Raw genomic sequence first — 23,849 nt, forward strand, 5'->3', positions numbered from 1 at the left:
AGAAGTCGGGAATCTGGGTATTAATCTCTTACATTGTCAAAAACTGAGGATTGGTTTCAATCAATTTTGCTAAGTCTTGCAAGAATCCGGCGGCATCAGCACCATAAATGATGCGATGATCACAGGTAACAGTTACTTGCATTTGTTGACGTACACCAAATAAGCCGTCGACTGTGGCTACTACCTGAGGACGTGATGCACCAATGGCTAAGATAGAACCTTGTCCAGGTGGTAAAATGGCATCAAAGGTATCTACACCAAACATTCCCAAGTTGGAGAGGGTGAAAGTACCGCTGTTGTATTCTGCTGGTTGTAGCTGTTTCGCTCTAGCGCGTTCTACTAAGGATTTCCAGTTGCGAGATAAAGAGTAGATGTCAACTGTATCTGCATTTTGCAAAACGGGTGTTATTAAACCACCATCATCCATGGCTACGGCGACGGAAACGTTAATATTAGGATGATTGACAATTCCTTCGTCTGAGTAGCTGGCATTGAGGATGGGGTGTTTTTGCAATGTCACGGCTACAGCTTTGGCTAGTAGCGCGGTCATTGTTACGCCTTTAGACTTAATTTGTTTGTAAAGTTTATCGAGTCCATCGGTGCTAATTGTGTAACTAACACGGAATACAGGTACGGATAGACTGGCTACCATACCCCGAACTACGGCATTTTGTAAGGTAGTGAATGGTACTATTTGACCGGGAACAGCACTACTAACTACAGGCACAGGTGCTGGTGCTGCTACTGGTACTGGTACTGGTACTGGTACTGGGGCGGCAGTGACAACAGGGGTAGCAATTGGCTGAACTTTACCAACTGCAACTTCTACATCCTCAGCGACAATGCGACCGTAGGGACCGCTACCTGTGAGGGTATTTAAATCTATTTTGAGTTCTTTGGCTAGTTTACGGGCGCGGGGTGAAACTACGACTCTGCCCGGTTGATGGTTAGAACCATTTTGAGATGCGGTGACAGGGGCGGCAACTGCGGCAACTGCAACTGGTGTGGGAGCAGGTGTCGAGGGGGCAGCAGCGTTATCTGCGTTGGCTAGGGACTTGGCTGTGGCTATTTCTGCTTCTGTTTCGGCAATGTAAGCGATCGCTGCGCCGACTGGTGCGGTTTCACCGGCAGGAACAATAATATGGGCGAGATATCCTTCATAGAAGGTTTCTACATCCATATCAGCTTTATCTGATTCGACAACCACCACCGTTTCGCCTTTCTCTACTTTATCTCCCGGCGACTTGACCCAGGAGACAATTTTGCCTTCGGTCATGGTGGAACTCAGCGCCGGCATAAATACTTCGTTAATGCTCATGATATGGTGGTTTCAGAATCAATTATATATGGACTTCAATCTACGAATTTTAACAGTTTTGTGATCAAGTGGGTGATTTTTTGGAAAAATCAGATTGATGAAAACTATCTGTTTTTTTTGCACAAAACACAACCGCCTACTTCATTGTCAGCGGTTCTGGGGAGTTGAATAGATTTTTGTAAGAAGATAGTTCTTCCTTATCGGTTTTACGATAACAAATCCAAAATCGTTTGTCAACCCCCTAATACTCTATTTTGGCGTTTTTATGGGAGTAAATCTTTTTGTCTAGTTTTTCAACTTAGGGAAATTACCCTGCCAATAAGACAATAAAGTCTGCCAAACAGCTTCCAATTCAGCATCACTACCATCAGATTTCGCTAAGGAGAGTTGCCCCCAGACACAGCGTTTGTCACGGAGAGTCTGTTTACCGTTGAAGAGATTCAACCATTGAGAGGGATTTAAATAAGGACGATAAAAATAGGCAATGAATTGAGACGCTGTGACTGTACTTTTTCCCATAGAATTAATGCAGGCTGTCAAATAGTGGTTTTGCTCAGAGGAGAATTGTAAATGATAACCTTTGGGATTGACCTTTTCCAGAGGCTTTATTAGCTTAGGTAAATCAGGTAGATAACTAAATTGCTCATATTCAGATTGGATATCACCTAAACTGATAGGGATGTAGTAGAAGTTGACAGTTAAACTCTGTCCGGCTTTTTGGTAATGATAAATTTGTCCAGCCAAGACATCCTTCCTCTTATCTGCTTCCATATCTGTAGTCTTTTGCGGTAGAGACAGAGGTTCACTAGCGGTGAATTGCCACCCAGGGAGAGGAATTTGCTGTGGAAAACGATAGACGGCGGCTTCACTCAAGCCCGCTCTGGGATAGACCCAAAAATTAAATAAAATGATGACTAAACTGATACCTATCAGTACACTTGAATAGGATACTGGCTGGGATTTCTGAGGGGTGACTTCTGACAGTGATGATAGTGATGATGGAATTTGGTTATTGGGTGATAGTAAGAGAATCACAGTCCCAAACAATAGGAACGAGAGTACAGCAAAGATATTACCACCTTGAGAACCATGCCAATAATGAAATGCAGGTTTATCTGTGACTACGAAGGCGATAATAGCCAATCGGATAATGGAAAAAATCAGACTAATAACGACTGCAAGGATAAAAGGCAAATAAATATTTTTCAGGAACCCGGGAAAAAGAATGACCAGCAGCAAAGAAACTTTTAATAGCAATATCAGCAGTGGTATCGCTGTACATTCTGACAAAACATCAATTGTCCCATTATTCACAGAAACAAGAGCGCCCTGAGTAGTAGAATCAAAGCCCAAGTACCATAAAAGAAAAGAGGTGAATTTGGCAGAAATGACCGTAATCTGCATCAGCATTCCCAATAATTTTACCAAGATAATAACTAAAGGAAATAGGGCAATAATTACTAAATATTGCCGGAATTGTTTAATTCCCTGAAATCCTGATGCCAATAAAGCGAAACCTATGGAACTGATTAATGGCAGAAAATACCAGAAAATAGAGATTTCTTGGAATGAAAAATTTGCATTGAGGTAGGGAATGATTATCAAACAACAACCAATAAAATTAGTCGGAAATCGGCTAACTAAGGTGAGGTCATAGCGTTTCTGGTAAAGATGCCCCAGGATACTTGTATATAGCGCTAGTTCCAAGAACCATTGATTGAAATCTTGTTCAACTCGCCAGTAGAGTGTTAGGTTAATTGAAGAAATCAACCCAAAGATGAATAGGAGCAGGAAAGTATGATCAGTATGATTGAGTAAGTTAACTTTCCTGAATCTTCCCATTTTACGTTTAATTGCTAACATTATCTGTAACATTCTAAAAAGCCTGGCCTATTTTGAACCAAACAAACACAAAGGTAAAACCAAGAATAAAGAGAGCAATAATTGTTCTATAACTATTTTTCCATCTATTCCTATATTGCTGTCGCTTAGCTTGGGCTGCCGCTTCGGAAATTCTTCTTTTGGCAATGAGTAAGTTTTGTGTAATTGCATTTTTGATCTGAGGATCTGGTAAATTTAATTCCTTTGGACTCAGGTTGATATTCTTACCAAAAAGCTTGAGTTGTTTTGTACTAACCCCAGAATTTAGACTCTTCTCGATTTGGCTTATTTGTTCAATATTGCTCTTTTGCTGTTCGATGATCTGATTATTTACTGATTTTAATAAACGTCCTGTATTTACAAAAACCAGGGGAATTGCCAGGAAAAATGCGACTCCCATCAATAGGATTATCCAGCGAATAATTTTTTGAAAAATAATTTCTGGAAAGCGGATGTCATATTGATTTTCACTAAAATAACGAGTAAAAATAAACCCCAAACCAATCAAAAAAATCCAACTGTGTTCAGTGAATGCTCTAATAGAATTAAGTTCACTTTCAAAGTTTTGGAGTTGGAACTCAGAAAGAACATAGATAAAGTCTATGAATGACATAATCACAAGAGCATAACCGATGATTGGTAATAGACCAGTCAGATCACTACTCTTAAATGAGATTCCTATTAATTTAACCCGACGGAAAAATTTGATAAAATTCCTGACTAAAGAGAAAAAGAAGAAATTAATGCTTTTTCTAATGTTCTTCATGTTCATGATGTTTGTTTATGCTATATAGCGGTATGCACTTGAGTGAGATACAGTCAGTGAATTATAACCTTTGTAGTAGCGTAGATTATACGCCCTAAATTATGTTATAAATTAAAGATAACCGTTATAGCGGTATCGGTAGGCTGATGTAACTTTGTTAAAAAATAGCCAAAAAACTGATAATAAGATTAATTAGCAGGAACAAAGCCAAACTATCTAATTGATTATAAATTGGTAGTGTGTCAAAAATTTCGGTTTTTAGCTATTATTAGTAATATTTATCTTTTAGAGATTCAATATAGTCATTTATTTCATTTATTTATCAAATAAGCGATCGCTTCCCCCTGCTTCAAGAAATATCCCCGACTTCTCCAAGAAGTCGAGGATTAAGTTATTTAGATATCTCCGCGAATTTCTTCAACAATGCCATCACGCAGGACGACTTCCACCTGCATTTTACTAATCAAGTTATCACCCAGTTCGATGCGGAAAAAGCTTTCCATTTGAAATTGGTTGACTTCTTGATCTAATTCCAACAATTGTACTTGCTGGAGATTTTGCAGCATTTGGTTTTTCTGCTCTAGGAGTTCACTTTTCTTTTGATTGACTTGCAGTTGAATATTGTCAATTTGTTGGAGTGTTTGGGGTCCTGGTGGTTGAACACTTTGCTTTTGAATGGCGCTAATTGCTCTTTGTCCTTCAACGTCTAGTTGTTGTAGTTGTTGGTCAACTTGATTAATCTGAGCTTGGAGTTGCTGTTGTACTTCCTCTTTCCAGAGACTAGTAACTATGGCTTTGACATTAATTGGGCGTTTTAAAAGCAATTGAGGGTTGGAGACATCCATAAAATTTGTACGTTCACTCTTAAATAGTTTGTAGTGTGGAGAGGAGTCAGTAGGGGTTTCCCCGCCCAAGATTTAGGGGGAAATTAGGAAATTATTTAGCAAACATCTTGTTAATAATATCGCAATATCGTTCCATGACAACGTGACGACGGATTTTCAGAGTTTGTGTCATGAGTCCATTTTCAATTGAGAATTGTTCCTCAATGAGTTTAAATGCTCCAATACGATCATCGGCTCGATAGCTGGGACGGTTTTGGACTTCCCGATTTAATTCTTGACGAAACAAATCCTGGACTATTTTACTCTCTAAGTCAATCTTTTCACTATTATTTTGAGTTTCTGCCCATTTTGCTAAGGCTTCTAGGTTAGGAACAATCAGAGCGCCAATGCTACGTTGATCTTGTCCTACTAACATGATTTGGTCAATATAGGGCGATCGCAAACAAGCATCTTCTATGGGCTGGGGTTCGATGTTTTCACCGTTGGTTAAAACAATGGTGTCTTTTGCTCTACCTGTTAATACTAGGTCATTTTCAGGAGTTACCCAACCTAAATCACCGCTATCAAACCAACCTTCTGTGTCTATGGCTTTGGTTGTGGCTTCGGGATTTTGATAATAGCCCTGCATGATTTGTGGCCCTTTGAGCAGGACTAAACCCCGTTCTCCAACTGGTAGAGGTTGACGAGTCTCAGGATTGACAATTTTTACTTCCGTACCCGGAATTGGTTGTCCCGAAGAACCCCGTAAATTTCGCCAAGGACGACGAGCATTAGTTACTGGTGAGGTTTCTGTCAAACCATAACCTTGTAAAATTTCCACACCAACAATTTCAAAGAAGTTATCTATATATGCAGGTAGCGCCCCACCACCACTAATAACGTGCTTAATTTTTCCACCTGTGGCTTCTCGCACTTTGGCATAAACTAATTTTTCACCTAGTATATGGAGTGGTAACAAGACTAATTCTGCTATTTTGGCTTGGGAACGTTCAATAAGTGAGGTGTGAATGTGATTTAAGCTCAATCTCTGGGAAATACGCCGCGCTTCAACATATTTCTGGCTCATATCCAGTAAAAATTTGACCAAACTTTGTTTTTTAGCTGGTTGTTCGCGGAATTGTTTTTGCACTCCTTCATAAATTGATTCCCATAGTCGAGGAACAGCAATCATGTAATTGGGTTTAAATTTCTTTAAATCCCCTTTCACAGAACGCAAATTAGTGTAAATTTGGGTACAACCTTGAGAAAGTAAAAAATATTCTCCACTGCGTTCATAACTATGCCATGTGGGCAGAATACTCAGAACAATATCTCCTTTTTCTGGTTGGACAACTACCCCCAAACTTTTAACTTGGTGCAGCAAATTTTTGTGAGATAGCATTACACCCTTGGGTTTTCCCGTAGTCCCGGAGGTATAAATTAGAGTTGCTAAACTTTCGCTGCTTTGTTTGGTAGCTATTAAAGTGTTGTTACTACCAATATCTAATAATTGGGAAAAGTTCACCACTGGAAAATTACGTTCTGTGGGTGGTGCTTCATCAGAAAGGAGAACTACCAGCTTAATCGGCAATTCATTTAAGCTTTCTCCTAACTTATTTAGAGTTTTGAGATCCTCAATTACTAATGCGGTACTGCCACTATGGGAAATAATATAGAGTAATTCTTCTCGTTCTGCTTGGGCGCTACGGACTGCATTTACCGCTCCAGCGGTCATTATACCTTGGTCGGCAATAAACCAGCGGGGACTGTTGTCAGCAATGAGGGAAACCCGTTCACCATAGGGAAGAGTGTCGCTATTGTTTATATTGATGCCTAACTTTTGCAAACCGGCGGCAAATTGTTGAATTTGCCCTGACAACTGACTATAGGTAATTTTTACTTCTGGTTTGGAGTGGGGGTTATGCAGGGCAACAATATTACCAAATTTCCTGGCAGCTAAAGTCCAAATTTCTGGTAGTGACTCGACGTTTGTGTAATCTACTAAACTCTGTAAAGCCAGGCTTTCCCGCTCAGAAATGTTAGCTAAGAAAGAAGTTGCAGATTGGGTTTTTGTCATAAGTAGGTTGGCGTTGAAAATTGTCGTCATAGCAAGGCAAGAGGCAAGAGGCAAGAGTAAAGAAGTTTTCAGCGATTTTACATTTCTTTACACAGTTTGGTTTTATTGTGTTCACCTACTTAAATACTGATGTTAAATCCAATAATAACCAATTATTTAATCTTTAGTTTACACATTAATTGATCACAATTACTGAATTATCACCGTTCCATATATAAAAATCTATGCTAAACTGATTTTATATAAACTAAATACTATGGTTGAGTCTTAGGACATTGCCATATATTTTAGTTTTAGTCAAACTGTGTTCATGTAATTTCATTTGGGGGTGATTCCCTATAGATTTGATGGATGTATTATTGCTCACCGTCATCAATGCAGGGGCTTGTTTGGCTTTGCCTAAGCTGCTATCTATGGTTTTGGTTCGTAAACCTCAACAATCTCAACCATTTGCCCTTACTCCTAGTTGCAAATCCGCCAAAATGGCAATGACCAGTTTCCCATATTGTACAGCCTACGGATTAACTGGTAGTCAATCTTGTAAATTTAGTCCGAATTTTTGTTCCCAATGTTCTCCTAATTAAAGAGAATATTAGCGAATAATAGCAATCCTCAATTATTTGTGAATATATTTATTTATTTTCTTCTCTGCGCTATTCATACAGCACTTCCTGGTGTTATGAGGTACATATCTAGCGGGCAAGATGCCTGCACTACAAGAGTTTCATGATTCAACTTTGTCCCTCATAAGAGCGGAAACCGCTGTAATTCTCGGTAAAAACATCAATTTTCACAAATCAGACAGGATTGCTATACATAACAGGGAATAGAAAAGTTGCAAGTATTTAATTTACTTATGCAATGTCAAAGACATTCAAAAATTCAAAAATGGTGTTTAGAATGCAAAATCAAGATGTAGTTATCACAGGGAGAGTTATTTATGAGTTTAATTGATGGTCTATTTTTAACAATATTGAATGCGGCTATTTGTTTGGTTTTACCAAAGCTGCTATCTCTGGCTTTATCTGCAAAAAACTAAAAATCAATATCATCTTTAATGGTTTTTTGTTTTTCTCTGCGCCATTTTGCTCTAACTAAACGAATTTCGTCAAAACTGTAGCTTTCACCTAAATTTTCCCGAATGGGTGTGAGGGCAATATCACCAACAATTTCTAAGACGTTCCAGATTTTCTTTTGGCGTTCTAAGGGGACTAATTTACTTAAATCTACAGGTTGTTTTTTCTCAATTAAATTGGAGAGATGATTGATAATTGTGGCAGTTTTAACGTTGCGTTGTTTAGCGATGTTTTCAATACTCAAACCCTGGTTATATAATTCCAATGTTGTTAATTCTGTATCAGAAGGTGAGTGAGAATGAGGTGAGGAACTAACTCGATTAATAGTCTTTTCTTGTAACCCTTGTTCTTGGCGGTATTTTTGAATTTCTGCTAAGAATCTTTCGCCATATTGAGATAATTTATGACTACCAACCCCGGAAAGATTGCCAAATTCATCTAAGGTTTTTGGTTGGCTTTGTGCCATTAATTTGAGGGTAGAATCATGGAAGATGACGTAGGGTGGTACTGCTTGTTCGTCTGCGAGTTCTTTCCTAAGCGATCGCAATTTTTGCATTAGCACTTCTACATCTGCTGCTTTGACATTTTCCTCTTCCCAAGTAATTTTCTTTGCTATAGGAACAGCAATGGAAACTGGGCGTTGTTTTCGCATTACTTCCCAACTCAAAGCATTAAGTTTTAAAATTGAATAACCGTCTGCGGTTTGTTCTATTAACCCTTGATGTAAAAGTGATCTTCCTAACATTCGCCATTCATCTACTGTTTTATCTTTGCCAATTCCATAGGTAGAAAGTTGATCATGTTTATTAACAACAATTCTCTGATTTTTCGCGCCTCTTAATATATCAATAATATGTAACATTCCATATCTTTCTTTACACCTGGCCACACAAGATAGAAATTTCATGGCTTCAATTGTCCAATCTTGGACAGGTTTAGGATAAAGACAATTATCACAATTTCCGCAATTTCCGGGAAATCTTTCCCCGAAATAACTTAATTGAATTGTGCGTCTACAATCTGTCCCTTCCGCATAATCAATTACCTGTCTTAGTTGCTGTTTAGCTATTAATTGTTCTTGAGGATCGGTTTTTTGATTAATACTCCATTCTATAGTTTTAATATCACCATAATTGAAAAATAATGTACATTTAGAAGGTTCATCATCTCTACCGGCTCGCCCTGATTCCTGATAGTAACTCTCTAGATTTCGGGGTAAATCGGAATGCACAACAAACCGCACATCAGGTTTATTAATGCCCATGCCAAAGGCAACGGTGGCTACCATTACTCGCACATCATCCCGAATAAACCGAGTTTGATTTTTTGATCTTTCCTCATCACTTAAACCAGCATGATAAGGCAAAACAGAAATCTTATCATTTTGGAGTTTTAAAGTTATTTCATCAACTTTTTTGCGAGTTAAACAATAAATAATTCCCGAACCTTCATTTTCTCTAACTATTTCTAATAATTCGGCGTAAGCACGGTTACTTTTAGCCCGGACTTCATAATAAAGATTTTGGCGGTTAAAACTAGCAATATGAATACTTGGTTGTCTTAATCCTAATTGTTCAATAATATCAGCCTTGACTCTATCTGTGGCGGTAGCAGTGAGGGCAACTGTAGGCACATCAGGATAACGTTTTCGGAGTAATCTTAATTGCCGATATTCTGGGCGGAAATCATGCCCCCATTCTGAGACACAATGGGCTTCATCAATGGCAAAGGTGGAAATCCCCACTTTTTCCTTAACTACGTCTAAAAGGGGGAGAAATCGGTCACTAACAAGGCGTTCTGGGGCGACATAAAGCAATTTTATTTTACCATTCATGATCGCTTCTTCACGGGAGCGAACTTTATAGGCGTTAAGACTACTATTCAGAAATGTGGCAGAAATGTTATTAGTTCGCAGTGCTTCTACTTGATCTTGCATTAAAGCTATCAAGGGTGAGACTACCACTGTTAAACCGGGTTTTAAAAGTGCCGGTAATTGAAAGCACAGAGATTTACCCCCACCTGTGGGCATAATTACCATTAAATCACGATTCTCTAGTGCATCTTCGATAATTTGCCGTTGTCCAGGGCGAAATTGATCATAACCAAAATGATGTTTTAAGGCTTTTTCTAGGTGTGGGTACTGAAGCATGGTAGATGGCTGCTGCGTGTCTGGTTTGTGATGAAGATATTAGAATTTTAACGCACGTTGGGGAATTGGTAGAGGGAACGCTAGAATTTATAGATAGGAAAATGTCAGAATCAGGATATCCAGGATTAAAGGATGAACAGGATAAAAATAGGGATTTTATGACTGATTACCTATTACCCATTCCCAGTCTTAGCTAGATATCTAGCAATTTGGGTTATTATAGAACATCAAAACTACAAGATCAACTAATGTCTGCAACTAGGTAGAATAAAATAACTATGACGCAAGAATTAATGGAGTTAAGACAAACTATATTAGAAGGGCGTTATGATGATGCCTTGGAAATTCTTGATGATTTGGAGGAGATGAGCAAACAGGGAACTTTGCGAAAAATAGAAGCTTTTTTAGTGAGGTTGGTTATTCATCTGATTAAAAATCAAATTGAACAGCGTTTAACTAATTCTTGGATTGCTTCAATTTCTGATTCTGTGATTCAAATTGCCAAATTGAATATTAAAGATAATCAAAAATCTTATTATATTAAATCTGATGCATGGGGTGAATATTTAGCAGAAGCTTTAGAAATGGCAATTCGTCCCGCTAGTGCGGAGATTTTTGGCGGAACGTTAAAACCAAGTCAAGTTTCTCAAAGATTACAAGGAAAAGAATTAATTGATTTTGCTGAAAACCTTTTGTTGTTAACTTATGAATATCAACCTAAAGAGTTAGCAAAGATGATTGATAATTATTTATCACAATTACCAGGTGGTGAAGATTGGTTTGAGTAGTTTGGGCAAAACTAAGTTGGTTGAAGATAATGAAGTAATGAATGACCAACTTGGCGTAGATATATGCTTTTGTTGTCTTCGTGATGATAAGATATTAGATGAACAAACCACGAAGGAGCGAAGGTAGCGAAGGAAGAAGAGTTTTAGAGAGTTTTTGCGTTAGTTCTGGTAGATTGTGTTTGTTGGATATTTTTTGTCATAAACTAGGTAAGCTAGTTTTAATAATTACCCAGGTTTTTGTATTTTGCTATTTTGTGAAAGAATTTAACCTGTAATGTATTCAGATTAACTTAAAAAAGTGAACAGGATAAACTCATGTTTATTAGTATTGAACAGATTAGAGAGTCTCTTAAACATTTGGAAAATGTAGATTCTTTTTGGGGAATTACTTTTTTGAAGTTTAAGCAATTACAATTACCAGTAGGTAATACGATTGAAATATCTCTATATTCGGAAATTAAAGATTTTTTAGAAAAAAACTATAAACTCTATAAGGACTCAACATTTTCTTATAGATGTTTCCGTTTATCAAAAAATAAAAATAGATGGATAAAACTTAACAGATATGTAAATTCTATAATAGAAGATGTTTATAGAGAGATTTATAAAGATATCCATACACCAATATTTAGAGAATCATTAATCAATAACATAAATGAAGACAGATGGGGCTGGAAAGATAACTATATTGAAATTTTAAAATCCTGTTTGTTTCAGTATGATAATCAACTGATTCCTACTTTTCATTTAGCTGTATGGCTATATCGTGAAAAAGAATGGTCATCTGAAACAACACCAGAAGATATTATTGAAAAATTTAAAGATGATTTTTTGATAAATGAACAAGAATTTAACAACTTATTTGATATTTCTATTCCTGAAAATACCAACATAAGCCAGCTTTTCAAAAATAAAAAAGTGTCTTGGACAGAATTGAAAACTGTTATTGAAAAACCTCCATTTATACCACCCGAAGAAGGTACTTTAACTTATCTAGAAATACAAGGGGTAGGGGCTGCAAAAAAACTTTTTTTTGAACCAGCAGAACGACTGAGTTTAATTACAGGTGATAATGGACTGGGTAAAACTTTTTTACTAGAATGTGCTTGGTGGGCTTTAACTGGACAGTGGGCAAATTTACCAGCATATCCAACGCAAACCGGAAGTGAAGATGAACCTGTAATTACATTTAAAATTTCTGGAGATTCTGAATCTGATACAGAGAGTATTTCTTATGACTGGCAACTTCAAAGATGGAATGAAATTAAAAATCGCTCAACTATTCCAGGTCTTTTAATTTATGCCAGAGTAGATGGTTCTTTTGCCGTATGGGACACAGCAAAACAATATTTGTCATCTTCTTCACGGATTAGAAATATTGAGAAAAAACCACTTCCTTTTGTGTTTACAAAAGATGAGTTATGGAATGGTCAAAAAGATGAAAATGGCAATACTTTTATTAATGGATTATTACAAGATTGGATTCAATGGCAAAGTAGACCAGATAAATATCCATTTGACACCTTAGTAAAAGTATTAGAACGTTTATCACCTCCCGAAGAAGGGGATTTAGGAATTTTGAAACCGGGAGAACCTGTCAGACTTCCTTATGATGCTAGAGAAATTCCCACCATAGAACATCCTTATGGAACTGTTCCCATTATTCATGCTTCCGCAGGGGTACAGAGGATAATTACAATGGCTTATTTGATAGTTTGGGCTTATGAAGAACATAAAATACAATCAAAACTTATCCGCATAGAACCACAGAAGAGAATGGTTATTTTAGTAGATGAATTAGAAGCACATCTTCACCCCCAATGGCAAAGGGCTATTTTACCTGCGTTGTTAGATGTGAGAGATGATTTAGCATCTGATTTACAAGTGCAAATTATGGTTGCTACTCATTCTCCTTTAGTTATGGCATCTGTAGAACCTAGATTTGATGAAAGAGTTGATAAGCTATTTAGTTTAGAACTGGTGAAAAGCGATTTATTAGGTAATGAAGTCCAAATTGAAGAACTTCCTTTTATCCGTCAAGGTGTGGTAGACTCTTGGTTAATGTCTGATGTTTTCAAATTGCGTCATGCTCGTTCTTTGGAAGCAGAAAAGGCTATAGAAGCAGCGAAAGTTTTACAATTATCAGATAATCCAAATTCGGAAGATGTGGCAAGAGTATCAAATGATTTGGCAAGGTATTTATCAGAAGATGATAGATTTTGGCCAAGGTGGGTTTATTTTGCAGAACAGCATGGAGTAGATTTGTGATTCCTATTAAACCCCAGCCTAAACCTGATGATTTTGACGAAAAAGTTAGACAACCAGGTTTAGCTTTTTTAAGTAAAGTTCCTAATCCCAAAACTAAAGAGTGGAGAGATTATTGGCGAAAATCATTGCCTGATTTATACGATGCTTGTAATCATATTTGTGTATATTCAGCACAATGGATTCCTTATGACACAGGTAGCCCAGCAGTTGATCATTTTATTCCTAAAACGGTTAACCCTAAACTAGCTTTAGCCAGGGAATTAATTCCCTGTCTAATAGCTAAAGTCGGTTAAAACCGACTAATTATTGGGTTATGATCCGGTTTCGATATTATTCGGTACTATGGTACTATCTGTATTCCGGTGGTACTATATTTATTCGGGTTTCGATATTATTCTGAAGTTTAAGGAAGTTTTTCTATCTCTTGGAAATACTATAGAAAATGCTTTTGACAGTGCGGAATAAACGAGTAAAAGAGGAAGGTTGATGCCAAGTCTGATAAAATTCTGGATAAAGCATATTTTGGGCGATTTTCCCAATGAGTTGATAATGTTCATTAGTTAGCTGATAACCACTTATGGCTTTAATTACCATAGGTTGATCACCAACGCCTATTTTCCCTAACCTATCAGCCGCCAAGTTACGGATACCCCCATCCTGTGATGTGTTGATTAATTCTACCAAAGCAGCGATCGCATCTGCATTACCAGGGTCTATTTCGTATAAGTTATAAGCTGCCAACCCAAGGGTCTTATTATCCTGTGATGTTTTAATTAATTTTACTAAAGCAGCGATCGCATCTGCATTACCAGGGTCTATTTCGTCTAAGTTATAAGCCGCCCATCTATGGGTCTCCTCATCTTGTGATGTGTTAATTAATTTTACCAAAGCAGCGATCGCCACTGGATTACCAATGCCTATTTTCCCTAAACTTTCACTCACATAATCACGGATAAAAATATCCTGTGATGTATTGATTAATTTTACCAAAGCTGCGATCGCAACTGGATTACCAGGGTCTATTTTTCCTAAGCTTTCAGATGCGTTCCTAAGTGTCTGCTCATCCTGTGATGTATTGATTAATTTTACCAAAGCCGTGATCGCTTCTGCATTACCAACTCCTATTTTCCCTAAGCTTTCAGCGACAATTCCACGGATGAAAGTATCTGGTAATGTGTTAGTTAATTCTACCAAAGCTGCGATCGCAACTGGATTACCAGGGTCTATTATTCCTAAGCTTTCAGCCGCGCGCAAACGAGTATACCACGAATCCTGTGATGTGTTAATTAATTCTACCAACGCAGCGATCACAACTGGATTACCAACGCCCATTTTCCCCAAGCTAAGAGCCACATATATATGGATAACCTTATCCTTTGATGTGTTGATTAATTGTACCAAAGCAGGGATCTCATCTGCATTACCAACGACTATTTTCTCTAAGCTTTCAGCCGCCCGCCCACGGGTATACTCATCCTGTGATGTGTTGATTAATTCTACCAAAGCTGCGATCGCAACTGCATTACCAACGCCTATTTTCCCTAAGCTAACAGCCGCCATCCTATGGGTAGATTCATCCTGTGATGTGTTGATTAATTCTACCAAAGCTGCGATCGCAACTGGATTATCAGGGTGTATTTTCCCTAAACTAAGAGCCACGATCCAACGGGTATCTTCATCCTGTGATGTGTTGATTAATTCTACCAAAGCAGCGATCACCACTTGATTACCAATGCCTATTTTCTCTAAGCCTTCAGCCACCATTCTCTTAGTAAAAAGATCCTGTGATCTGTTAATTAATTCTACCAAAGCTGCGATCGCAACTGCATTACCAAGGCCTATTTTCCCTAAGCTATCAGCCGCCTGCCTACGGGTAGATTCATCCTGTGATGTGTTGATTAATTCTACCAAAGCTGCGATCGCAACTGCATTACCAAGGCCTATTTTCCCTAAGCTATCAGCCGCCTGCCTACGGGTAGATTCATCCTGTGATGTGTTGATTAATTCTACCAAAGCTGCGATCGCCTTTGTTCGATCTGTTTCTTGTATCGCTACATCTGCTTGAGCGTGAATATTACTATAATTAGAAATATCTAATGACCAATTAATAATTTGCTTAACTATTTCATCTGTTTGAGAAAAATCTTTAAATTCAGCAATTCCAGCAGCAGCTAAAAAATAGGTTCGATATTCATGAAAACCTTTATTTTTATATTTCACACAGCCATCTTTAAACTCAATTAATGCCTCAATAAACTGTTTTTTTTGAGTTCTTATATTTTCTTCTGGTCGTCCTAACCACAGCAATATTGTCTGTTTCCACTGTGGTTCAAAAATACGATATTTTTTATTTTTTACAGGTTTATTTTTATGGTTTCTGGGTAAGAAAAAATCCCAATCATTAATTGCTGTGGCAGCAAAGTATTCTTGAAATGAGGCATGAAAAAAAGCATACACAGGTTTTCTATCTGTATCTTTTCCCACCTTATTTAGCCAACCTAATCTCAAAGCTAAACTTAGTAGTGAATTTTTATCATCAGCATCACCCAAAAACTGATTAATAAACTCACCCCGCAAGCGAAAACGAGTTGCTTCTTTATCTATTGCTTCCCTCGCTAATTCACCTAATTTAATATTCAGTTGTTGACGTTGTGCTGCTTTCGTGACGAATTCATCTTGTTTCCATTTATAAAAATCATCAACTAATTGCTGATAGAATCCCGCTTGTGTATCTTGTAATTTTCCCTCTCTGGCTTGCCAATTTAAACAAAGTAATGTTAATCGCAAAGGATTTTTAACTAAATCTTGAATGCGCTCTTTACCAGTTTCTTTTAAAGAATTACATAATCGTTTACCTCGTTCTCTATCCAGTTCAGGAATTGCGGTAAACCATTTATCAATAAACTTTTCTACCTGTTCAGGATAAGAAAAGTCTAAAGTTCGATAGATATCAAAATCATTAAGCGCATTGCTGCCACCATCCCATAAATTTAACCGACAAGTTACAACGATTCGTGCTTGATTAATACATCCACTTTGCCGAATTTGTCTATGAATATCAGCTAAAATATGACCAGAATTACTAGATATTTCATCTAACCCATCTAATAATAGCCATACTCGACTTTTGTTAAATTGGGTGACAAAATCATTTTTAATTTGGTCTGTAGCTTCTGCTTGTCCTATTCTTTGACTAGCAGCAGTTAGCCAAGTATCAAATAAATATTTTTCTAATTTTTCACCTTGTAAATCGGCTAAAGATATCCAAATAATAATTGATTGATTAATTTTTTTAGATAAATAATCAACAATTTTTTGTAATAAGGTAGTTTTACCTGCCCCCGGTTCACCAATAATTGCAATGCGTTTACATTTACTTTTGCGTGTGTTTTTCTCTTTTAAAACTTGTTCTAAAAATTCCTGATTCTCAAACTTTTGAATAATTTCAAGTTCTTGATAAAGTTCTGATCCTTTATCTGGAAAAGAATCATTTTCACGCTTAGATATTTCTTTTCGTTCTACTAAACCTAGTGGCACATAAACATCTGGCACTTGTAAATTAACCCCCTCAGAATAAGTGAGGGAATTTGTAGTTAATTTTTGCGTTTCTGCCAACAGTTCTCGGCAGATTTCTGTCCAATTAATGGGAGTTAACTTTGCCCGATTCTCCCCGTCGAGCGACTGTGGTCATTGAATATTAATGGTATCAATATTCTGGGCGAGTATTCCACCTTTTTCTATTTTGATTTCTTCTGCTAATTTGCTAAAATTATAATTCTTAACAACTGAAGACTGATTTTTAATTTCTTCTGCTAATTTTTGAATTTTCTTAGCAGTTTCAGATTGATCATTATTAACTGCTGCTTCTACATCTAGCACAGCTTGAGCAATTTCTGGGTCTTTCTTGGCGGCTTCTGTGAGTTCTAACACAGCTTGACCATAATCTAATGGCTGAGGTTCATTTGCTTCAACAGCCTCAATTAATCGCGGTACTAGCTTCTTTTCACGTAACTTAGTGATTAATTTCCCTACTTGCGTCCAGATTAAATCACCAAAATTTTCGCCAATTTTTTCTAGAGGTTTACTTACTAGAGGGTTACTTGATATAGCAGCAATAGTATTTACAACAGCCATGAGTGTTAAAGATTCCATAAATTCGCTATAAATTAAAATGGTGTAAAGATTATTTCAACAGATACGAATTGCTTGCAGCAGCGGTTCGCTATCCCTGTTTCGCAAAAGTTTTTACCAAACTCAGTATATCACGCAAATAAATGGTAATTTAAGCCTGTTGCTATGAATTTAGGACTAGCGTGAAAATAAACTACCAATCTGATAATTTACATAACCCAGCAAACAGAAAAATGGAAAATATTTTTGATAAATCAAGAATGATGCCAAGCTTGATAAAATTCTGGATAGGGCATATTTTGGGCGCAATTCCAAATCAAATCATAGTCTTCACTATCTAATTTATAGCGACGTAAAGCTTGCACCACCAAGAATATATCTTTATTGTTAGTGACTATCTTTCCTAAGCTTTTAGCGGCTAGTTTATGGGTGTACTCATTCTGTGATTTATCCAGAAGTTGCACTAAGGCGGTAATGGCTTTTTCATTATTCATACCTATATTGCCTAAGCTTTCTAGTGCATAGACAATAATTTCATCATTTTCTGATGTGTTAATAAGTTGCAATAAAGCGGAGATGGCTTTTTCGTTACCAGGATGTATATTTCCTAAGCTTTCGGCTACTTGCACAAGGATATACTCATTCTGTGATGTATCTAAGAGTTGCCCTAAAGCAGAGATGGCTTTTGCATCACCTTTGCCTATTTCTCCTAATGTATAAAGTGCCTGACTAATCGCTTCTTCATCCTCTGATACATTTAAGATTTGGATTAAATTGGCAATGGCTTTTTCGTGATCAGTTTCTATTTGATATGGGGTTGTAGCAGCTTGGAGAATAAACGCTTTTTCGTGGTTATTGTCTATTTTTCCTAATCCACTTGTATATTTATTGCCTAATTTATCTAGTAATTGTACTAGAGCAGAAATGGCTTTTTCATTGCCAATGCCTATTTTACCTAAGCTTTCAGCTAGTTGCCAATAAATAGCATCATTTTGTGCTGTATCTAAAATTTGCACTAAGGCGGAAATAGCTTGTTCATTACCATAGCCTATTTCTCCTAAGCTTTCAGTCGCTTGTTTACGGACATCATTATTTTCTGATGTAGTTATAATTTTTAATAAAGCGGAAATAGCTTGTTCATTACCATAGCCTACTTTTCCTAAGCTTTTAACTACTCGTCTAAGGATATCTTTATCCTCTGAGGTATCTAATAGTTGTATTAAAGCGGAAATGGCTTTTTCACTACCAGATCCGATTGTCTCTAAGCTGGTAATGGCGAGAGAAAGGGTGAAATTTTGTTGTAATGTGTTGATTGATTGGACTAAAGTATCTATGGCTTTGGTTCTGTCGGTTTCTTGAAGTGCTACAGTAACTTGCTGTTCAATGCTATTGAAACAATAATAATCTAATTTCCAATTTACCAGTTGTTGAACTATGTTATCAGCTTTTGCCGATTCTGGGAATTGAGCGATCGCTGCTGCTGCTAAAAAATAGGCGCGATAACCATAAAAACCCTTACCCTGATATGGTACACAGCCATCTTCAAAATTGACCAAAGCTTGAATAAATGCCTCTTTTGACTCTTTGGGCACATCTTCGCGTCCAAACCAGGATAATATTACTCGTTGCCATTGGGGTTCAAAAATGCGGTATGCTTGATTGTCTATGGGTTGATTTTTATGGTTTTTGGGCAAGAAGACATCCCAATCATCAGTCACCGTTGTGGCAAAATCCTCTGGTTTCATAAATTTACTATAAATAATAAAACTTATTTCGAGATTGACAGGTGGTATTTTGAAAAAAATTACTAGAATTCACTGTATCACGTTAGTAAATTATCATTTTAAATGTAACAATATGAATTATTAACTTTTTTCAGACTCAAATCATGAAAGCAATTTGGAATGGTGCTATTCTAGCCGAAAGCGATAATACTGTAGTTGTGGAAGGAAATCATTATTTCCCGGTTGACGCTATTAATAAGGAATACTTTACAGACAGCAGCACTCATACCACTTGTCCTTGGAAAGGGGTTGCTAGTTACTACAGTGTTGAAGTTAATGGACAAGTTAATAAAGATGCCGCTTGGTATTATCCTAGCACTAAGGAAAAGGCTAAAAATATAGAAGGTTATGTTGCTTTCTGGAAAGGTGTAAAAATCGAAGCTTAGTAAACAAAAAGATTCCCGACTTCTTTAAGAAGTCGGGAATCTAAGTTAAGTATTTCTAATCTTTAGCAATCACAATATCATTAGATTTAATCACAGCATAGGCTTCTGTACCTTCAGATAATTCTAATTCTTCAGCGGAAACTCTAGTAATCATGGAAGTTAATTCAACTTTCTGAACGATTTCTAAAGTTATTTCAGTATTTATACTGCCTGTAGTTACTCGTTTTACAATTCCTTTTAAAACATTACGAGAACTAACTTTTAATGCTTTTTTGGGACTAACAATTTCAAATTCAATATTTTTTGTTTCTGCTTTTTCTGGTGAAGTTGATGATGATATGGACGGTGCTGAATATTGTTTAAGTCCCCGGACTAATTCTCGCAAAATCTCAGTTTTAGTCCGCTGGGAGTTTTGACAAAATTCTTCTAATATCTTGCGTTCTTCTTCAGATGTTTGAAATGTCACCCAACCCTGGTCTTTTCTTGGCATAAAACTACTAATTTATTGAGTAAATATAATCCTAATACAATACTAGCAATAATCAATACAATCAAGGACGCAGACCCTGCGCCCCTACAGGTTTCTCTATATTGCTAATTCATTTTAAGCAATGCTAGAAATACCGAAATCTGGTGGTATATCTTGCAGTCTTCCCGGTCCAATAGCTTGTAATCCTTCTTTGAGGAGAATATCACCCGTATACAAGGCTTTACCAACTATCACACCTGTTACACCTTGGGGTTCTAAGGCTAATAAACTTAATAAATCGGTGACGGAACTTACGCCACCGGAAGCAATTACGGGTATGGAAATTGCTGCTGCGAGTTCTCGTAATGCGTCTAAATTAGGTCCTTCTAATGTGCCGTCACGGTTGATATCAGTGTAAATGATGGCTGCTGCACCTAGTTCTTGCATTTGTACTGCTAGTTGGGTGGCTAATAATGTTGACGTTTCTAACCAACCGCGAGTTGCGACTAAGCCGTTACGGGCATCTATGCCAATAATAATTTGTTGGGGAAATTCTTGACAGAGTTCTTGGACTAATTGAGGTTGTTCGACGGCGACAGTGCCGAGAATTGCCCAATTTACTCCCAGATTGAATAATTGTACAACACTGGAGCGATCGCGCAATCCGCCCCCAACTTCAATGGGTATGTCAAGATTATTTCTAATGGCTTCAATAGCTGCTAAGTTGACGATTTTCCCAGCTTTTGCGCCGTCTAAGTCAACTAAATGTAGTCTTGTCGCGCCTTGGTCTGCCCACATTTTCGCTACTTCAACGGGGTTTTCGCTGAATACTTGCGATCGCTCGTAGTCTCCTTTATATAGTCGCACACAGCGACCTTCTAGTAAATCAATTGCGGGGATTACTTCCATAATTGGTAATTGGTAATTGGTAATTGGTAATTGGTAATTCTTTCTATTCCCTGTTTCCTGTTCCCTGTTCCCTGTTCCCTAATTCTTGTACTGCTTGGCGAAAACCTAAGACTAGTAAGATGTTAGCAAGGGTTAAAAAGACTTCTGCGCTGCCATGTAACCAGTCTACGTTGGCTAGTTGTTCTCCGTACTGGACTTTGGCGTAAATGGCGGCGGGGATGGTGATGGCGACAAATACCAATGTGCCGTAAAATCCATATAGGGCTAAACGTGGCATTTGTGGACTGCGGCTGATAAACCACAAGAAACCCAGATAGGGAAACAGAGAGAGGGCAAAGAGGGTTTCTTTTGATATCATTGTTCTGATTTGATAGATTGTGTCTCAATGGGGCTTGTAGACTTGGTAGAACGCCAAATTAGATAAGCTGCTGCCCAGAGAGTAAAGTTACCAACTAATGTCATGGTAGCTTGTAGGGTGACTAACCATTCTAATGATTCGGAATTGTCGAAATAATGCCAAGTACAAGCACACATTGCGCTAATTAAAGCTGGTAACATGGCAAAGGATAATCCCCACCAACTCCGATTTTCTGTAAGTTCACCGTATATCCAAATTAGCCAAATTGCGGCTATCCACTCAATGACGCTAGAAATATGAATTATCCAGGTGGGAATCGAAAGGGCGTGCATAATTAATCTAAAATCTAAAATTTAAAATGGGGAAAATGCGGGTTTTATTGTCTGGGTATTACGGTAAGGGTAATGGTGGTGATGAAGCTTTGTTAGCCACACTTCTGCAAATGCTACCACTTGATGTTACTCCTGTGGTGCTTTCTGGAAATCCTGAAGAAACTCATCGGCATTATGGTGTGGAATGTTACAACCGCATGGCGATTTTCTCAGTCTTAAAGGCTTTGCGTTCTTGTGATGCTTTTGTTTGGGGTGGTGGTAGTTTAATTCAAGATGCTACCAGTCTGATTAGCCCTTTTTATTATGGGGGATTGATGGCTTTAGCTCAAGTTATGGGTTTGAAAACTGTGGCTTGGGGACAGGGTATAGGTCCTTTGTTGCATTTCCAAACTCGTTGGTTAGCAAAGGGGAATTTTGCAGGTTGTACTCAAGTGAGTGTGCGCGATCGCTCCAGTTCTCGGTTATTATCAGATTGGAGTATACCCCATATCCTTGCCCCTGACCCGGTTTGGGCATTGGAATCGAAGCCAGTCCCGGAATTAGTAGATTTACCAAAACCCAGAATTGCAGTTACTTTAAGAAATCATCCTCAATTGACAGAAAAGCGGTTAACAAATTTAACTCAAGCTTTAGTTAATTTGCAGAAGGAAACCCAAGCTTTTATTTTATTATTACCATTTCAAAAAAGTGAAGATCTAGGAATTGCGGAAAAAATTCATACTCAATTACCAGATGTGAGTAGAGTTATTTGTTCGGAAGATCCACAAATTTTAAAAGGTGTATTTCGCGGTGTGGAAATGTCCATAGGAATGCGTCTCCATAGTTTAATTATGGCAGCTAGTGAAGGTTCTCGTTGTTTTGCATTAAGTTATGATCCCAAAGTCAACCGATTAATGGAAGATTTAGAAATACCTGGTTGGGATTTAAAGGATTTACCAGATGATGTAGATTTAATCAGTAAAATTTGGATTGATTATTATAATAATGGTGTGGCTTTGTCACCTCATAAAATTCAATCCTTAGTAAATGAGGCTTTTTTACATCGGGATTTATTAAAGAAAGTGTTACCATAAAAAGCGATTTATACTATCATGTGAAACCTGTTCATCCTTAAATCCTGATAGCGTTCACGTAGTGTACCAAACGCATCAGGCATAGCGTGGCGTAAGTAGGTGAACACAATAAAACCAAACTGTGTAAAGAAACGTAAAATCGCCCAAACCCTCTTCACTCTTGCCTCTTGCCTCTTGCCTCTTGCCTCTTGCCATAACGACAATTTTCAACGCCAACCTACTTACTTATGTCAATAAACCTAATAATTCCCCATTCCCCAACAGCAGAATATTTCTGTAACACCAACCTAAATATCTATGATTCCCCTAAATGTATCCGTTTAGCTACCCAAGCCGCCACCGGACGACATTTACAAATAACATCAAATCATCCAGATACAGCAGTTGCAGTATGTTTATGTGAAGATGACTATCCAGGATGGTTATCACTTCAAGATTTGCAATTTCTTCAACCAACAGAAACAATATATCAACCTCAATTCATCTCAACCGCAGAAATTCAACAGCACATACCCACAGTTATCGCTTTTACCCAAGCAGCAAAAGCAGAAGATAATTATTACCTTTGGGGTGGCACAGTCGCACCTAATTATGATTGTTCGGGTTTAATGCAAGCAGCATTTAAATCTGTGGGTGTGTGGCTACCGAGAGACGCTTATCAACAAGAAGCTTTTACCCAAGCAATTGATATTACTGAATTACAACCAGGGGATTTAATCTTTTTTGGAACTCCTGAAAAAGCTACTCATGTAGGATTATATTTGGGTAATAATTGCTATATTCACAGTTCAGGAAAAGAACAAGGACGCAACGGTATTGGTATTGACCAACTTTCGGAACAGGGAAACAAAGTTAGTCAGGCTTATTATCAACAGTTACGCGGCGCTGGGAGAGTTGTGAAAAGTTGTCAACCACCCATCACTTCCCTTCGGGTAAGTGAGGGCTTGTAAAAGCCTAGTTGACCAGACTCAGTTCTTAACCGAACTACGTTAGAGGTAAGAGTTAAAGACCTACCAGGGGATGCGTAGCTAGTTCCCTGCTCTAGAACTTCAAAGTTAAACAGGCTTAAGGGTTAAACCAGTGCTTTTAAGATAGTTACCGACCTCTAACATTGTCAAAGCTAACATTACCCCAGAAATGGGAGTTGGTTTCCAGATTCCAATCAAAAATCTGGTTTCAATTTTAATATCCACAGCGGTTAAAACCGCTCGTGTCGTTTCCCTCTCAGGGCTAAAGCCACGCTCGTTTCCCACTTACCGG

General features: G+C 37.6%; 22 protein-coding genes. 8 read left to right on the forward strand and 14 right to left on the reverse strand.

Annotated elements, in window-relative coordinates; genetic code table 11:
* Positions 1-28: 28 nt before the first annotated feature.
* The 5 genes from AA650_RS02340 to AA650_RS02360 form a co-directional block, all read right to left on the reverse strand.
* Positions 29-1,318, reverse strand: coding sequence for a dihydrolipoamide acetyltransferase family protein (locus AA650_RS02340; RefSeq protein WP_053537808.1), 1,290 nt, complete (start codon positions 1,316-1,318; stop codon positions 29-31).
* Positions 1,319-1,603: 285 nt separating this feature from the next.
* Positions 1,604-3,181 carry a cyanoexosortase A system-associated protein gene (locus AA650_RS02345; RefSeq protein WP_053537809.1) on the reverse strand — a complete coding sequence of 526 codons (1,578 nt, stop codon included), beginning with the start codon at positions 3,179-3,181 and terminating at the stop codon, positions 1,604-1,606.
* A gap of 13 nt (positions 3,182-3,194) precedes the next feature.
* Positions 3,195-3,971, reverse strand: a complete 777-nt coding sequence (gene hpsJ-A, locus AA650_RS27505; protein ID WP_199924364.1) for an HpsJ-like protein, cyanoexosortase A-associated — start codon at positions 3,969-3,971, stop codon at positions 3,195-3,197.
* Between the two features lie 389 nt (positions 3,972-4,360).
* Positions 4,361-4,810 (reverse strand): YlqD family protein, encoded by a 450-nt coding sequence (locus tag AA650_RS02355; RefSeq protein ID WP_053537811.1) that lies wholly within the window; start codon positions 4,808-4,810, stop codon positions 4,361-4,363.
* A 91-nt stretch (positions 4,811-4,901) separates the two neighbouring features.
* Entirely contained in the window at positions 4,902-6,866 is a 1,965-nt protein-coding gene (locus AA650_RS02360; RefSeq protein ID WP_053537812.1) for an AMP-dependent synthetase/ligase, read from the reverse strand.
* 347 nt (positions 6,867-7,213) lie between these two features.
* Here AA650_RS02360 and AA650_RS02365 point away from each other — a divergent pair, with 347 nt between their 5' ends.
* Positions 7,214-7,450, forward strand: coding sequence for a hypothetical protein (locus tag AA650_RS02365; protein WP_015083356.1), 237 nt, complete (start codon positions 7,214-7,216; stop codon positions 7,448-7,450).
* A gap of 451 nt (positions 7,451-7,901) precedes the next feature.
* Here the strand turns inward: AA650_RS02365 and recQ are convergent, their stop codons facing one another.
* Positions 7,902-10,091, reverse strand: coding sequence for a DNA helicase RecQ (recQ, locus tag AA650_RS02370; protein ID WP_053537813.1), 2,190 nt, complete (start codon positions 10,089-10,091; stop codon positions 7,902-7,904).
* Positions 10,092-10,096: 5 nt separating this feature from the next.
* On the opposite strand from recQ, the gene AA650_RS02375 reads away from it, so the two are divergent.
* The 4 genes from AA650_RS02375 to AA650_RS02390 all read left to right on the forward strand — a co-directional run bounded on the left by AA650_RS02375 (position 10,097) and on the right by AA650_RS02390 (position 13,440).
* A complete protein-coding gene (locus AA650_RS02375; protein WP_053537814.1) occupies positions 10,097-10,288 on the forward strand; it encodes a hypothetical protein in 192 nt (63 codons plus the stop codon).
* Between the two features lie 81 nt (positions 10,289-10,369).
* Positions 10,370-10,879 carry a DUF29 family protein gene (locus AA650_RS02380; RefSeq protein ID WP_053537815.1) on the forward strand — a complete coding sequence of 170 codons (510 nt, stop codon included), beginning with the start codon at positions 10,370-10,372 and terminating at the stop codon, positions 10,877-10,879.
* A gap of 315 nt (positions 10,880-11,194) precedes the next feature.
* Entirely contained in the window at positions 11,195-13,147 is a 1,953-nt protein-coding gene (locus AA650_RS02385) for an AAA family ATPase (protein ID WP_053537816.1), read from the forward strand.
* Positions 13,144-13,440: a hypothetical protein gene (locus AA650_RS02390; protein ID WP_053537817.1), complete on the forward strand. Its 297-nt coding sequence runs from the start codon at positions 13,144-13,146 to the stop codon at positions 13,438-13,440. The genes AA650_RS02385 and AA650_RS02390 overlap by 4 nt, the downstream gene beginning before the upstream one ends.
* Before the next feature lie 124 nt (positions 13,441-13,564).
* On the opposite strand, the gene AA650_RS02395 is transcribed toward AA650_RS02390, so the two are convergent.
* The 3 genes from AA650_RS02395 to AA650_RS02405 all read right to left on the reverse strand — a co-directional run bounded on the left by AA650_RS02395 (position 13,565) and on the right by AA650_RS02405 (position 19,023).
* Positions 13,565-16,762, reverse strand: coding sequence for a HEAT repeat domain-containing protein (locus AA650_RS02395; protein WP_234413272.1), 3,198 nt, complete (start codon positions 16,760-16,762; stop codon positions 13,565-13,567).
* A 72-nt stretch (positions 16,763-16,834) separates the two neighbouring features.
* Positions 16,835-17,299 carry a hypothetical protein gene (locus AA650_RS02400; RefSeq protein WP_053537819.1) on the reverse strand — a complete coding sequence of 155 codons (465 nt, stop codon included), beginning with the start codon at positions 17,297-17,299 and terminating at the stop codon, positions 16,835-16,837.
* 233 nt (positions 17,300-17,532) lie between these two features.
* The gene (locus tag AA650_RS02405; RefSeq protein WP_053537820.1) at positions 17,533-19,023 is read right to left on the reverse strand and encodes a HEAT repeat domain-containing protein; all 1,491 of its coding nucleotides are present in this window, start codon (positions 19,021-19,023) and stop codon (positions 17,533-17,535) included.
* A gap of 140 nt (positions 19,024-19,163) precedes the next feature.
* Between AA650_RS02405 and AA650_RS02410 the strand changes: the two genes are divergently transcribed.
* Positions 19,164-19,448 carry a DUF427 domain-containing protein gene (locus tag AA650_RS02410; protein ID WP_053537821.1) on the forward strand — a complete coding sequence of 95 codons (285 nt, stop codon included), beginning with the start codon at positions 19,164-19,166 and terminating at the stop codon, positions 19,446-19,448.
* Positions 19,449-19,503: 55 nt separating this feature from the next.
* Here the strand turns inward: AA650_RS02410 and AA650_RS02415 are convergent, their stop codons facing one another.
* From AA650_RS02415 to AA650_RS02430, 4 genes are all read right to left on the reverse strand, one after another.
* Entirely contained in the window at positions 19,504-19,938 is a 435-nt protein-coding gene (locus AA650_RS02415; RefSeq protein ID WP_053537822.1) for a TOBE domain-containing protein, read from the reverse strand.
* Between the two features lie 114 nt (positions 19,939-20,052).
* Positions 20,053-20,826: a 1-(5-phosphoribosyl)-5-[(5-phosphoribosylamino)methylideneamino]imidazole-4-carboxamide isomerase gene (hisA, locus tag AA650_RS02420; protein WP_053537823.1), complete on the reverse strand. Its 774-nt coding sequence runs from the start codon at positions 20,824-20,826 to the stop codon at positions 20,053-20,055.
* 43 nt (positions 20,827-20,869) lie between these two features.
* Positions 20,870-21,184 (reverse strand): DUF3593 domain-containing protein, encoded by a 315-nt coding sequence (locus AA650_RS02425; RefSeq protein WP_015083350.1) that lies wholly within the window; start codon positions 21,182-21,184, stop codon positions 20,870-20,872.
* Complete coding sequence (locus tag AA650_RS02430; RefSeq protein WP_015083349.1) at positions 21,181-21,516, reverse strand: DUF2499 domain-containing protein; 336 nt, start codon at positions 21,514-21,516, stop codon at positions 21,181-21,183. Before AA650_RS02430 ends, AA650_RS02425 begins: the two co-directional genes overlap by 4 nt.
* A 26-nt stretch (positions 21,517-21,542) precedes the next feature.
* On the opposite strand from AA650_RS02430, the gene csaB reads away from it, so the two are divergent.
* Together csaB and AA650_RS02440 are read left to right on the forward strand one after the other, a co-directional pair.
* Positions 21,543-22,589, forward strand: a complete 1,047-nt coding sequence (gene csaB, locus AA650_RS02435) for a polysaccharide pyruvyl transferase CsaB (protein ID WP_053537824.1) — start codon at positions 21,543-21,545, stop codon at positions 22,587-22,589.
* A 227-nt stretch (positions 22,590-22,816) separates the two neighbouring features.
* A complete protein-coding gene (locus AA650_RS02440) occupies positions 22,817-23,539 on the forward strand; it encodes a C40 family peptidase (RefSeq protein WP_053537825.1) in 723 nt (240 codons plus the stop codon).
* 105 nt (positions 23,540-23,644) lie between these two features.
* Here the strand turns inward: AA650_RS02440 and AA650_RS28555 are convergent, their stop codons facing one another.
* On the reverse strand, positions 23,645-23,842 hold the full coding sequence (locus AA650_RS28555; protein ID WP_053537826.1) for a hypothetical protein: 198 nt from the start codon (positions 23,840-23,842) through the stop codon (positions 23,645-23,647).
* Between the last annotated feature and the right edge of the window lie 7 nt (positions 23,843-23,849).

Source organism: Anabaena sp. WA102, assembly GCF_001277295.1.
GTDB lineage: Bacteria > Cyanobacteriota > Cyanobacteriia > Cyanobacteriales > Nostocaceae > Dolichospermum > Dolichospermum heterosporum.

What these genes read in the sequence shown, in the direction of transcription:
- hpsJ-A (WP_199924364.1), bottom strand. Translation starts at nt 3,971, where the DNA reads ATGAACATGAAGAACATTAGAAAAAGCATTAATTTCTTCTTTTTCTCT.
- hisA (WP_053537823.1), bottom strand. Translation starts at nt 20,826, where the DNA reads ATGGAAGTAATCCCCGCAATTGATTTACTAGAAGGTCGCTGTGTGCGA.
- AA650_RS02365 (WP_015083356.1), top strand. Translation starts at nt 7,214, where the DNA reads ATGGATGTATTATTGCTCACCGTCATCAATGCAGGGGCTTGTTTGGCT.
- AA650_RS02385 (WP_053537816.1), top strand. Translation starts at nt 11,195, where the DNA reads ATGTTTATTAGTATTGAACAGATTAGAGAGTCTCTTAAACATTTGGAA.
- AA650_RS02430 (WP_015083349.1), bottom strand. Translation starts at nt 21,516, where the DNA reads ATGCACGCCCTTTCGATTCCCACCTGGATAATTCATATTTCTAGCGTC.
- AA650_RS02405 (WP_053537820.1), bottom strand. Translation starts at nt 19,023, where the DNA reads ATGAAACCAGAGGATTTTGCCACAACGGTGACTGATGATTGGGATGTC.
- AA650_RS02340 (WP_053537808.1), bottom strand. Translation starts at nt 1,318, where the DNA reads ATGAGCATTAACGAAGTATTTATGCCGGCGCTGAGTTCCACCATGACC.
- AA650_RS02360 (WP_053537812.1), bottom strand. Translation starts at nt 6,866, where the DNA reads ATGACAAAAACCCAATCTGCAACTTCTTTCTTAGCTAACATTTCTGAG.
- AA650_RS02380 (WP_053537815.1), top strand. Translation starts at nt 10,370, where the DNA reads ATGACGCAAGAATTAATGGAGTTAAGACAAACTATATTAGAAGGGCGT.
- AA650_RS02415 (WP_053537822.1), bottom strand. Translation starts at nt 19,938, where the DNA reads ATGCCAAGAAAAGACCAGGGTTGGGTGACATTTCAAACATCTGAAGAA.
- csaB (WP_053537824.1), top strand. Translation starts at nt 21,543, where the DNA reads ATGGGGAAAATGCGGGTTTTATTGTCTGGGTATTACGGTAAGGGTAAT.
- AA650_RS02345 (WP_053537809.1), bottom strand. Translation starts at nt 3,181, where the DNA reads ATGTTAGCAATTAAACGTAAAATGGGAAGATTCAGGAAAGTTAACTTA.
- AA650_RS02375 (WP_053537814.1), top strand. Translation starts at nt 10,097, where the DNA reads ATGGCTGCTGCGTGTCTGGTTTGTGATGAAGATATTAGAATTTTAACG.
- recQ (WP_053537813.1), bottom strand. Translation starts at nt 10,091, where the DNA reads ATGCTTCAGTACCCACACCTAGAAAAAGCCTTAAAACATCATTTTGGT.
- AA650_RS02400 (WP_053537819.1), bottom strand. Translation starts at nt 17,299, where the DNA reads ATGGAATCTTTAACACTCATGGCTGTTGTAAATACTATTGCTGCTATA.
- AA650_RS02440 (WP_053537825.1), top strand. Translation starts at nt 22,817, where the DNA reads ATGTCAATAAACCTAATAATTCCCCATTCCCCAACAGCAGAATATTTC.
- AA650_RS02355 (WP_053537811.1), bottom strand. Translation starts at nt 4,810, where the DNA reads ATGGATGTCTCCAACCCTCAATTGCTTTTAAAACGCCCAATTAATGTC.
- AA650_RS02425 (WP_015083350.1), bottom strand. Translation starts at nt 21,184, where the DNA reads ATGATATCAAAAGAAACCCTCTTTGCCCTCTCTCTGTTTCCCTATCTG.